9 protein-coding genes are annotated in these 12811 nt (G+C 40.7%); 6 read left to right on the top strand and 3 right to left on the bottom strand.

Going from position 1 to position 12811, the window contains the following annotated elements:
- The first annotated feature begins 2 nt into the window (after positions 1 to 2).
- The 4 genes from J8L98_RS08130 (at position 3) to J8L98_RS08115 (ending at position 3485) form a co-directional block, all read left to right on the top strand.
- Positions 3 to 1055, top strand: coding sequence for an aldo/keto reductase (locus tag J8L98_RS08130; protein ID WP_210996033.1), 1053 nt, complete (start codon positions 3 to 5; stop codon positions 1053 to 1055).
- 115 nt (positions 1056 to 1170) lie between these two features.
- Positions 1171 to 1695: an NUDIX domain-containing protein gene (locus J8L98_RS08125; protein WP_210996032.1), complete on the top strand. Its 525-nt coding sequence runs from the start codon at positions 1171 to 1173 to the stop codon at positions 1693 to 1695.
- Positions 1696 to 1871: 176 nt separating this feature from the next.
- Positions 1872 to 2549 carry a hypothetical protein gene (locus tag J8L98_RS08120; RefSeq protein WP_210996031.1) on the top strand — a complete coding sequence of 226 codons (678 nt, stop codon included), beginning with the start codon at positions 1872 to 1874 and terminating at the stop codon, positions 2547 to 2549.
- Positions 2550 to 2672: 123 nt separating this feature from the next.
- Positions 2673 to 3485, top strand: a complete 813-nt coding sequence (locus tag J8L98_RS08115; RefSeq protein ID WP_210996030.1) for a transporter substrate-binding domain-containing protein — start codon at positions 2673 to 2675, stop codon at positions 3483 to 3485.
- On the opposite strand, the gene J8L98_RS08110 is transcribed toward J8L98_RS08115, so the two are convergent.
- Complete coding sequence (locus tag J8L98_RS08110; RefSeq protein ID WP_210996029.1) at positions 3436 to 4149, bottom strand: SIMPL domain-containing protein; 714 nt, start codon at positions 4147 to 4149, stop codon at positions 3436 to 3438. The two genes, J8L98_RS08115 and J8L98_RS08110, sit on opposite strands and share 50 nt — an antisense overlap.
- A 134-nt stretch (positions 4150 to 4283) precedes the next feature.
- Here J8L98_RS08110 and J8L98_RS08105 point away from each other — a divergent pair, with 134 nt between their 5' ends.
- A complete protein-coding gene (locus tag J8L98_RS08105) occupies positions 4284 to 6959 on the top strand; it encodes a bifunctional acetate--CoA ligase family protein/GNAT family N-acetyltransferase (RefSeq protein WP_210996028.1) in 2676 nt (891 codons plus the stop codon).
- Positions 6959 to 7903, top strand: a complete 945-nt coding sequence (locus tag J8L98_RS08100; protein ID WP_210996144.1) for an ion transporter — start codon at positions 6959 to 6961, stop codon at positions 7901 to 7903. Before J8L98_RS08105 ends, J8L98_RS08100 begins: the two co-directional genes overlap by 1 nt.
- Here J8L98_RS08100 and J8L98_RS08095 read toward each other — a convergent pair.
- The gene (locus tag J8L98_RS08095; protein WP_210996027.1) at positions 7900 to 12387 is read right to left on the bottom strand and encodes an EAL domain-containing protein; all 4488 of its coding nucleotides are present in this window, start codon (positions 12385 to 12387) and stop codon (positions 7900 to 7902) included. The genes J8L98_RS08100 and J8L98_RS08095 overlap by 4 nt on opposite strands.
- A gap of 16 nt (positions 12388 to 12403) precedes the next feature.
- Positions 12404 to 12811: a GNAT family N-acetyltransferase gene (locus tag J8L98_RS08090; protein ID WP_210996026.1), complete on the bottom strand. Its 408-nt coding sequence runs from the start codon at positions 12809 to 12811 to the stop codon at positions 12404 to 12406.

The raw sequence follows: 12811 nt of genomic DNA, 5'->3' as shown, positions 1-12811 counted from the left end.
GCATGCAATTTAGTCGTTTAGGTCGCAGCCAACTTAATGTCTCTCGCATCTGTTTAGGCAGCATGACTTGGGGTTTACAAAATAATCAACATGACGCCGATGAACAAATTAATTATGCATTAAGCAGAGGCGTAAACTTTATTGATACTGCTGAGATGTATGCTGTCCCCCCATCACCGCAAACTTATGGTAAAACAGAAGCGATTATTGGTAACTGGTTAACTCGCCACAAAGAGAAGCGTGACCAACTCATCATCGCCACTAAAATCGCAGGCCCAGGGCTCAGTTGGGTTAGAAATGGCGCACCTATCTCTGGCCAGTCTATTATCGAAGCCGTTGATGATTCATTAGCGCGCTTGAATACAGACTACATTGATGTGTACCAACTACATTGGCCCAACCGCAGTACACCCCACTTCGCCAAACACCAACCTGGTGAAATCAACTTTTCAAACGTGAATTCTGAGCAAGAAACTGCCGATATGCTGGATATTTTACAAGGGCTTGCACACTGTATTGAAGCCGGAAAAATTAGGCACTGGGGTCTATCCGATGACACAACATGGGGCATAAATACATACCTTAGACTTGCACGTGAACACAGCTTACCTGCGCCAGTATCTATTCAGAATGAATTTAGCTTATTACATGCTAAAGACTGGCCGTATCTCATTGAAAACTGTGTTCACGAAGATATCGCCTATTTACCATGGTCACCTTTAGCAGCCGGCATGCTGACAGGGAAATACATCGATGGTGCTCGCCCTGCTGGTAGTCGATGGACTTTGATGCAACGGCAAGGGCTATTTAGAGATACTGAATATAGTAACCAAGCGACGAAACTTTATGTCGATATCGCGAAAAGCCATGGATTAACGCCGGCTCAATTGGCGCTGGCATGGTGCAACCAAGTCGATGGTGTCACATCGACCATTATCGGTGCAACCAACATGTCACAACTCAAGGAAAACTTAAACGCGTTCGAGCAATCACTGGCGAGTGAAGTACTCGAAGAGATAACACAAGTATTTAAACAATACCCAGCACCGTTTTAAACCGCTACACGTCCCGACCAAGGAAAAAACACAACATTATTTTTTCCTTGGTTTTGTATCTGGCATCATTTTACGTATAATTGCGGGCTTTGTGATCATCGGCCCGTCTCTTTTTATGCGTAGTTTAAACTCAACCCCCGTAAAGCCTCTGCTGGGGACCCAATTTACCCGCCAAACAACGCGGGCTATCGTGCTCGATGGTGATAAAATATTACTCTTGTATACGGCTAGGTATGACGACTACACCCTGCCTGGTGGTGGCGTTGACTCTGGTGAATCTATCCAAGATGCGCTACTTAGGGAATTACAAGAAGAAACGGGAGTGAGGCAAATAACCCAGATTGAAGCTTTTGGCAGATATGAAGAGTATCGACCTTGGTACAAAAACGACTTTGATGTGATTCACATTGTTTCAGATTGCTACATATGTGATATTTGCGGTCACTTTGATACACCGAAAATGGAAGACTATGAAACCGCTAACGGTATGTCTCCAATGTGGGTTGATATAAGTACGGCAATCGAGCACAACAAAAAAACCCTCGCAAACAGTCAAAAGCAAGGCCTATCACTTATTAGGGAAATCTCTCTACTTGAGCAAATCAAAGATCACTATATGACAAGCAGCCATAGCAAATAGTGGTTAACGCCTTAACATAGAAATTCAGCATCGATACTTTATCGACCATAACAAAGGCTGTTTATTCAAGGTTCACAACTATGACTGGTGTAGGTTATGAGTAAAGCCCTTTGTCTAAAAGGAACTTTCTAGACACCTATTTGTCATAACGTCACTTTTGATATTGGGGTTTCTACGTGCAACTTACTATAAAAACAGTGCTTTACTCTGCTGTATTACACATTGCCGTTTTATACTTATTCAATTCACAAAACCACATTACGATTCCCCATTCGATAACCCCGGTGCTAAAAACTTATTTAGTTATAGAGACTAACAATAGACTTTATCAAGAAGAAAAAATAAAAAATATTGATACTTATCAAAACCTTAACATAGAAGCATCAGCACCATTCAAAAAAAGCCTCACACCAGATCCGAATAAAACACGTCCCATACCGACATCGCTCAAGCCAGTATCAGACTCCCAGCCTCATACCCCAAAAACCACAAAGATACCAACAACAAAATTTGATATTAATCCACGTAAGTTTCTACAACACGTTAAAGCTCAAGGTCTGGCGCATACGACCCCTCTTTCTTCGAGTCCACACAACCGTAAAAATAAACGCATCATCACACACACCCTAAATACGCTAAATAAGCAACCAAAAGTCATCGCAAAGAACCACACATTCACTGAATACCAGCATAATAATACGTGCTATAAAGTATTTAATGGTGACGTTAACAATCGCGTTGCAGACTCAGGGTTAACCACACAATGGCAAAGTTTACCTTATACCTGTAACAACACCAAGATAACTCAAGCATACGACAAAGTAATGAATAAATGGCTTAAAAAAAAGCCATAACACTTGCATTAAAAACAAGTAAACAGCTAATAAATAAGAACTTTAAATTAAAAATAGAATTACCTCTATCCCTTCACGATTAAATTCCCTACAATCAAAAATCAATATTGAGGAGGTAGGTGTATGCGCAGTACTCTTTATATTTTCATTTCCTTGCTTTTTCTCGAGGTAAAGCTCAGCTATGCGCAACCACTCGTATTTGTTGCTGAAGATTTACCTCCTTACCACTTTTCCGATAAAAATGGTAATGCTGCTGGCGCGCTCGTTGACATCACTAAAGCCGTCTTACATGAAGCGCAATTACAGGGGCAGTTTGAAATTATGCCGATGGCACGGGCTTATCATGAGTTACAAAGCAACCCCTTAGCATTAATGATGTCCCTACTTAAAACCTCCTCTCGCGCATCAAAATTTACTTGGCTTGGACAACTTTATTTCGCTGATGCTTATCTGGTTAGTTTAAAAGGCTCCCCTCATCATGTTTCTACGCTTAATGATGCACAACAATTTAGGGTCGGCACAATTAGAGGGTATTCTAGTGCGCGATATTTACAAAGTTCAGGCTTTGTAGAAGATAAAAATCTTCTTCTTGCCAGTCACTATCAACAATTATGGCATGTGTTATTTAAGCGCAGAGTTGATTTTGTGATGACAAATACCCTTACACTTGAAAAAGAGTTAAAAAATTCTGGGTATAGTGCCCTCAAAGTCGAAAAAAAGTTACATATTACCCACTTCCCTTCCGCTTTACATTTGGTAGCCAATCAGCAAATACCCAATAATATCTGCCAACGCCTCGCCACAGCACTGCAAAGCATAAAAAAGAAAGGGCTTTATCAACAAATACTGGCTAGGTGGAAACTCAAGGTCCCCCCCCAAAAAATGACTAATCCGCCAAGTAATACTCAACACTTGTTACAACCCGTACCAATTTAATATGTGGTGTATTACTGTCTCTATCACGAATACTAAATTGCCCCTGTCGAGCCGATTTAATTTTTCCTAGTTGAGAGTCTGAGTCTTTCGCAAACTTCAACGCAACTTCTCTCGCTTTTTGTGTCGCCAACTGCACCATCTCAGGTTTAATATCATTGAGCTGGGTAAACATATACTCTACCCTATTTTGATAATCATCTTGGGTAATAGCAATGCCCTGCTTTGCGAGCTGACTTAGCTGAGAAAATGCTGTTTTTACCTTATCTGGCGTATGACTAAATACGGTCATGCCTGCTTTGGCGACATAGCGAAAACCACGCTCGCTCTGGTTATATTCTTGTGCATATTTATCAACAATAGAAGGAGCAGACACGCTAATCTCTTCATCATCAAAACCTTGCAGTACTAGAAATGCGCGAATCGCCGAGTTTTTCTCATCAACACGCGCCATTAATGCATCTAGATTATTGTCTGCATCTTTGTAAAATACAGGCCAAATAACAGTATCCGCTGACACTTCATGCTCGGCTAACCCCTTAACCTGAACCGTTCTTTCCATTGCTTTAATATCAGCAATGGTATTGATGATCAGCCACGTACTCACAATAGCTCCCAAAGCCAGAACTATCGAAGCGCCTATGTGCTTTGTCATATCTACAGGCATGTCACTTTTCCCCTAAAATAAGTTGTCAGATCAAAGTCTAACCTTAATAGGCTAGATCGTCGCTAAAAAAATGATAGAGTGATACCTAACCGATGAGCCTAAGCTGAACTTGAATTATAATAAGGAATTCTTTTATGAGCGTGAAACGCATAAGCCAGTTTTTTTCCCCTCGTTCAGTTGCAGTGATTGGTGCCTCAAACAATCCAGGCCGCGCTGGTTATATCGTCATGAGAAATTTATTACAAGGGGGCTTCAAAGGACCTATTATGCCTGTCAGTCCCAAGCATAACGCTGTCCATGGAGTACTCGCTTACCCAAGTATTGAACACTTACCACATGTACCTAGCCTTGCTGTTATTTGCACGAATAAAGCCACTTTAAATACAGTGATCAGAGAGCTTGGCCGCCTTGGCTGTCAACACGCGATCATCATAGCAGCCGGCCTAAATACGCAGCAAAAAATATCTTTAAAGCACACAGCTAAATCAGCGAATGTAACACTACTTGGGTCTAACTGCCTTGGTTTACTAATCCCTCATTTGGGATTAAACGCAAGTTTTTCTCATACTGTTGCTCAGTCAGGTAGACTCGCGTTTGTTTCACAATCAGCCGCAGTGTGTTCAACTATTTTAGATTGGGCCAGAAACAAGCGTATTGGATTCTCTTACTTTGTCTCTGTTGGGGATTGCATTGACATTGACTTTGACGAGCTGCTCGACTTTTTAGGCCGAGACCCTAAAACCAAAGCAATTCTCTTATACATCGATAATATCGAAGATGTCAGACGGTTTATATCTGCTGCGCGTGCTGCTGCATTTAGTAAACCCGTCATCGTCATTAAAACAGGACGGACTCAAGCTGGTGCAGAAGCCGCTTTCATTCATACCGGGGGCAGCACTTCGGACGACGCAGTCTATGACGCTATGTTTCAGCGCGCGGGTATGCTGAGAGTGAATGACTTGCGAGAACTCTTTGCAGCGACACAAACATTAGCACTTCATCCCAAGCTCTTACAAATCGAACAGTTAACCATACTCACCAATGGCGGAGGCCCCGCAATTATGGCCGTTGATACGCTGTTACAACATTCAGGGAAGCTAACTCAGCTGTCTCAACAAACGCGAGATGCACTCAATAAAGTGATCCCACAATCGGATATGACATCAAATCCTGTCGATATTTTCGGAGATTCATCACCACAGCGTTATCAAAAAGCGTTAGATATTTTGCTCAAAGCACCTGAAGTAAGAAACCTACTCATAATACACACGCCTTCAGCTTTAGCGCCTAGTGAAGATTACGCAGAAATAATTGCCACGACACTCGATAAAATACATAAAATGGCTCGACCATATGTCATAACAAACTTTATGGGTGAAGAGGCGGCATACGAAGCACGATATGTATGCGCAGAACACGCTATTCCAACTTATCGGACACCCGAAGGCGCCGTAGGTGCATTTATGCACTTAGTCAGTTATCGTCGTAACCAAAAGCACTTAACACAAACTCCTGAGTCCACCAGCGATGATGATCAAATCGACAGTCAAGCTGCCAAACTACAGGTTGAACATTTCATATCTCACGGTTTTTCACACCTATCAACCCATTTAGCAAGCAAAATTCTCAGTCATTACGGGGTGCACTGCATTGAAACGCTCATAGCGCTCACACCCAGTGAAGCAAAAGAGCAAGCTCAAGCGTTAGGCTTTCCAATTGCACTTAAATTGATCAGTGCCTCGATCCCTTCAAAATCTGAAGTCGGTGGCGTAGTGTTAAACTTAAATGATGCGCATGAGGTAGAGCAAACCGCTTTTGCAATGCTGCTACGCATCAAAGAAACATATCCACATGCCGAAATCGAGGGGTTCTCCTTACAAAGGATGGCACCCAGAGCTGGTGTTCAAGAGCTAAGAATTGCCGTTAAAACAGAGCAAAACTTTGGCCCCGTTATTTTGCTAGGAGAAGCGGGTACTGGGCTCGAGTTTTCCCAAGCAGCCGTTGCACTTCCCCCATTAAACATGAATTTAGCCAAATATCTAATCGCTGCGGCTCACGATAAAGGGGTATTAAAAGAGCGCACATTACCCGATAAAGTTGATAAATATCGCCTATGTGCGCTATTAACCCGAGTCTCGCAGCTGGTTGTTGATCAACCTGACATTCACAGTATTGAACTAAATCCCATTTTGGCCAGTTCTGGCCAATTTCTTGTCTTGGATGCTGATATCACACTACGACCATACCAGCCTAAGCTTGGCAAAAAAAGGCTGGCAATTCGCCCTTACCCAAAGGAGCTTGTCACCCAAATCACACTTACAAACAATACCCATGCAATCCTCAGACCGATAAAACCTGAAGATGAGCGCACACACCAAGAATTTGATCAATCCCTCACGAAAGAGGATAGGTATAAACGGTTTTTTGGGGAGTTACCGCAGTTTAACCATGAACAACTCGCGAAGATGACACAAATTGACTATGATCGCGAAATGGCCTTTATAGTTTCTCAGCCCTATAAAAGCACATATAGAACACTGGGCGTTTCGAGAGTATTGATGGATCCAGATAACCACAATGCTGAATTTTCAGTTATCGTTAGGTCTGATTGTCAAGGACTTGGGCTTGGCAGAGTTCTTATGCAAGCGGTGATAAAACACTGCCAATCCATCGGTGTTGAAATGGTTGTAGGTATTACATTACCAGAAAACATAGGTATGATTGAGCTCTCAAAAAAATTAGGCTTTACTGTCACTCGTGATTTTTCTGAGGGTACAGTAGACATGCGATTAGAAATCAGCAAACTATGATGACAACATACAGAGAAAAAGTGGCTGCGCTGCTTGCAGGTCGCCGCCCCTATCAAAAAATGGGGGGATATTTAGATTTTTTTTTAATAGCGCTTATCATGATCAATGTGGTCGCTATTGTTTTAGAGTCGGTACCAGAGCTCACGGCACAGTATTATCACTATTTTTTACTACTTGAAGTCATATCTGTGGGTATTTTTAGCATTGAATATTTACTGAGGTTATGGTCTTGTGTCGATAATATTGATGCTAAACAACTTAGCGCCTCAAACTTAAAGAAGCGGCTAGCATACATTTTCTCTCCGCTCGCATTGATTGACTTAATGGCTATTTTACCCACTATTTTAATGATGTTCATTAGCTTTGACCTACGCTTTTTAAGGGTAATTCGGCTCTTCCGTATTTTTAAGCTCACTCGCTACTCAAGAGCAATGCAATTATTACTTGCCGCATTTAAAGAGGAAGGTAGTAGCTTACTCGCCGCATTTTTTATCATGTCTGTGGTATTAATAATGGCATCGTGCGGCATTTATTTATTAGAGCATGACGTACAACCTGATAAATTTGGTTCAATCCCTGATTCTATGTGGTGGGCAATGGCAACTCTCACTACCGTTGGCTATGGAGATGTCGTACCAATAACGCCTATTGGTCGCTTTTTTGGTGGTGTAATTACATTATTAAGTATGGGAATGGTCGCCATCCCCACAGGCTTATTAGCGTCAAGTTTTGCTGAACAACTCAGAAAGCGCAGAGATGCATTTAATGAAGCGGTTTTACACAGCCTACATGATGGCGTCTTAGATGAACAAGAGCGACAACATTTAGAAAGCTTGAGAGTAGAGCTTGGGCTCAGCCCAAGTGAAGCCAGCCAAGCAATAAAACTCATGAGTAGTCAACGCGCTTACGCGACATACTGTCGCCACTGTGGCAACAAACTCTAAAAGCGATGTTGCCAAGTCAAAGTAAGTAAATCTGCGATTTTCTCTCCCAGTATTGGCTCACTAAAATGTGAGCCTTGAAAATAATCACAACCAAGTAAGCGTAAAAATTTCATCTGGGTTTTATTTTCTATACCATCAGCAATGCATTGAATACCTAAGCTATGTGCCAGTGACAAAATAGAATGAATGATCACTTCGTGTTCATTATCTACACCTATGTCTTGAATAAAGCCTTTATCAATTTTAAGCACATCAACCGGTAACTTTTTCAAATACGTTAATGAGGCATAACTTGTACCAAAATCATCCATAAACAATCGACACCCTAATACCTTCAACTGGTACATTCGTTCCAACGCGTGAGGAATATCAGTCATCATCACAGGCTCTGAAATCTCAAAGACCACATGCTTCCCATCAACTTGCGTTCTTTTTAACGTATCCCCTATTTTGCTTATTAATTCTGGGTATTGAAAATCTAAAGGTGATAGGTTCACTGAAATATATAATTGCGGAGCGAACAAATGCCACTGTTTCAATTCAATTAATGCACGCTCTAAGGTTTGTAACATCAACTCACTAATTAACCCTGATTGCTCTGCTGCATCGGTCAATTCATCTCGCCGGTAAAGGGCATCTGTAGGCCAGTGTAACATCACCTCAAATCCATCAATGACTTTACTCGTACCATTGATAATAGGTTGGTACAAGTTGCAAAACTCATTCCGTTGATTCGCCAGCTCAAGCATTTTGCTTATTTCAATGCCTTTTTGCACCTGCAGGTTTAGCTCAGTTTGATAAAACTGATAGTGATTACCATAATGTTTCATTGCGTGGTTTAACGCTATTTTTGCTCGGTCACTTAATGTAAACGCATTTAGGGCATCTTCAGGATACATAGCCACGCCAATACTTAACTGTATATTACAACTATGTTCTAGTACTTTAACAGGAGGTTCAAAACGGTTCATCAGACAGTTGATATAGCGGGTAATTTGCGATATATCCTCTATTTGTTCCATTAATACGTAAAATTCTTGGCTCACTCCAATAGCCAGACTATCGTGATCTCGAAAACAGCACTTTAAGGTATTTGCCAATTGCTTAATAAGTACATCATAAAAATCGCTATCATAGCTATCCTGATAATGTTGTAAACGCTTAAACTTAATAGCCAGTACAGCCACTGGTTGCGTACCATACATTTGCTCTATTGCATGCTCTGTTCTGTCAATAAATAACGCTTTATTCGGTAACCCCGTCAAGGTGTCATAGTTTGCAAGTTGATATAATTCTTGCTCCGTTCGTTTTTGTGAAGAAATGTCAGTTAAAACGACCACATAGTTATGCAGTTCTCCATTCACACCTTCTACCGCACTTATCTTGATCAAAACATGGCAAATTTGACTATTTGCTAAAATCAGTTGATCTTCAGCACTTATGTGCTCACCCATTTTTAAATCGGTCATGCGTCGTAAATAACGCATTCTCGTCTGACGACTTAACCCCAAGTGTAAATTCGTACTCGACTTTGGCTCTGCTTCAATATTAAATGCTTGCTGTAATGCTGTGTTGCACGCTTGAATGCGTAAATTTTTATCTAGTATAAACACCCAATCTCGCGTTTTCTCAAACGCCGCACCAAATAGCCTAGCGCGCTCTTCAAACATACGTTCACGTGTCAAGTTGGTATAGGTACCCGTAACTCGTTCTGGGGTGCCTTCTTGCCACGCCATTACTTTGCCAAAATCTTTATACCAGCGCCAATGTCCCTTCGCATGCTTTAAACGATAAGTACAGTCAAATACACCTTTATTTGTGGAAACAAATTCAAGCCACTCTAATCTAAAAATAGCTCTATCGCTGGGATGGATAAGTTGTAAATAATCATCCAAACAAATATTATTCTGTGCGTATTCCAATTCAGAAAACAGCCTCGGTTGGTAAATTAGTTGGCTGTGCAGGTGCCAATCCCAAACGCCAGAGCCGCTACTTTCCAGCGCAAGTTTTAAACGTGCCTCACTGTTTTGAGTTTCTTTATGGGCAGCAATAATCATTTGCTCAATTCGGCTTTTTCGATAAAGCCAAAGGCCAAAAATAAACAAAACAAGCATCAAGTATATGGCTAAAGCAATAGGAGAGCGCCACATCGGATACCTCACACGAATGTTCAATTTCGCGGGTTGAGTGTAATCACCAGTTAAAGGGTCTTTGGCCCACACTTTCAGCTGGTAATTACCTGGATTAAGTTTAGGGAACGTCACTCGATTATTACCTCGAGTTAAGATTTTCTGACTCCCTGATATTTGATATTCATACACAATACTTTGTTGATAATTGAAGACCATGGCTGAAAAAGCCACCTCCAAACCAATATCATCATGGTTTAACACTATATCCCCAAACGTTTTCAAGCCATATGAATGCAACTTTCGTGACATGAGCTCTACTGAGGTAATATTTATGCGTGATAATAAAGGTTGCTTAGGGCGGTTTTCTCTTGGACTAAAAATAGTAAAGCCCTTCAATGAGCCATATACAACTCGACCATCTGATAACTTGATGGATGATCCGCCATTAAACTCATTAGTAAAAAGGCCATCCTTCGTCGTAAACTGCTGCAAATGCAAATTATCTGGGTCTAACCGCCAAATCCCTTTGTGAGAAGACATCCAAATCATATCCGCTCTGTCTTGGTGCATACCGTACATAGGAGTACCAAGATTAAGCTTTTTTAGATCAATTGTATGGATCACTTCAAACCCATCAAGCGATAAACCCACCAGACCAAAATTAGAAAAAGCCAACCAAAGCACGTTGTTTTTATCGACGGTGTAAGTGAGTAATGACACTGGTAAGTTTTCGTTAGCATCTGGCACTGCGTATATTTCTGTTAACTCAGATGTCTCTGGATTCAAGCGATATAATACCCCACCGGAGTAATAAAGCGGATATGACGGTTCATCTGGTAAAGGGGCTAGAAACGCATAGGATAAAAATGGGTTGCGCGCTGCAATGTCACCTTCAAGTTGTTTAAGTTCTTTATTATCAATATCATAATAATAAAAACCTTCACTAGGGTGAATAAAGTACAACCTCCCATTAGGCATTAGTAACATGCCATATAAATAGTCTTCAATCACTTTTTGGTGGGCTGCGGTTTGCACTTGAGGACGACTGACTTCATACGTATTCGGATCGAATACAAATAAACCTCGGCTCGATTCTAGCCAAATTTTATCTTTATATAAATAAGACCTTGATATAGAGAATTCAGGCATCACAGCCTCCCCCATATACCCTTTTAAATAAGTTTTTGTTTCATTTGTGCTTAAATCATAACTGGTTAATCCGTCATTGGTGCTCGCCCATATTACTCCTTTGTATTCTAACAAAGACCACACCGTTGAATGAGAAAACCCAGTACCTTTTACTGAACCATTGTTTACATTATGAAAATGTGTTTTTCGCTTGGGAATGTAAAAAGCACCATCTCGCTTAGTTGCAACCCACAATGCTCCGTACTTGTCTTCAAGAAAATCAATGATACTATTATCGGTCAACGTATAACGGCTTTTTGAGATCCGCTCATCTCTTGTCAATACACCATCTATGGTATTAAAGTGCATCAAACCTTTATCAGTGCCTAGCAATAATGAATTTGGTTTAACCACAATTTTCCAAATATTTAACTCTTTGATTAAATGCTGATTTTCCCATTGATAATTTTCATCTGTAAGATCACCCAATTGACTAATATCAACTTGATATAGGCCATTTACAGCGCCAATTAATAAAGTATTCTCCCCTTGCAGCGCAAATGATTTAGTATGTAATTGTAAATTGTGCTCTGGTGTATCAACATGGGTTATTCTTTTCAGTATTTTTGAGTCTAAATGATAAACGAACGCGCCTTCTGAGGTTGCAATAAACAAATATTCATTCTTGCGTAACAGTTTTCTAACGTGCCCAGATTGCTTATCTATTGGCAAATGAACCTCAATAGACACCTTACCGGTAGAAATGTCGAGCAATGCAACGTTATCTCCGCGCCCTAACCATAATTGCGTGTCACTTTTGGACAACATTTGATTCACCGACTGCTCAAGCATCTCTTCTTGCGACTGTGCGACTTCCAAATATTTTTGATATTTATCATGCTCGGGATCATAGCTGTAAAGCCCTAATCTACGAGAGGCTATCCAAATCCTATTTAATGGATCTTGATAAATACGATCAATCATCACCTCCTCAAGCTCTCCTTGAGGCCCTTTAACGCGTAAGACTTGATAACCGTCATAACGGTTTAGACCACCTTCGGTAGATAGCCATAAATATCCCTTATTATCAATAACTAAAGTATTAACATAACTTTGAGATAAGCCTTCTGAAGGAGATAATCGCGTGACTTCAGATGCCAGTATATTGGAAGGGAAAAGGCTCGAGGATATTAATGTAATTAGGATAAATATCAAATATCTCATAGGTGTTAACGATTGATTATTTATAAATACACATCGCCACAATATCACGTTTTTGTCTAATATAATTAGAGAAACTTACGGATAAGTGATGTGGTAAGTGAGGACTATATTCAAACCCCAACTGGCGATAAAAGCCATCTAGCTTTCTATATGCAAATGTATACAAGACTTCATTTTGAGATTGTAATACGCTTGTGAGCAAGCTCTTTGCAAAGCCCTGAGAACGATATTCAGGGTGAACAAATACCGTTGATAAGAGTAATGCATCGTCTTTACTTTGTATTCGACAGCCAGCAATTATCTCCGTTGATTTAACAACCCAGCACTGATCTTGCTTAGTCGCACGTCCTCGTACAGAGAATTGTTGGTAAAACTTATTTATCAGCGGAACAGACATTGGCGTGAGTTGTTTAACAACATACAT

Origin of the sequence: Pseudoalteromonas sp. MMG013, assembly GCF_018100885.1 — a bacterium.
GTDB lineage: Bacteria > Pseudomonadota > Gammaproteobacteria > Enterobacterales > Alteromonadaceae > Pseudoalteromonas > Pseudoalteromonas aurantia.
Note: the sequence above shows the minus strand (reverse complement) of the source record. Positions and strands in the feature narration are given on the sequence as shown.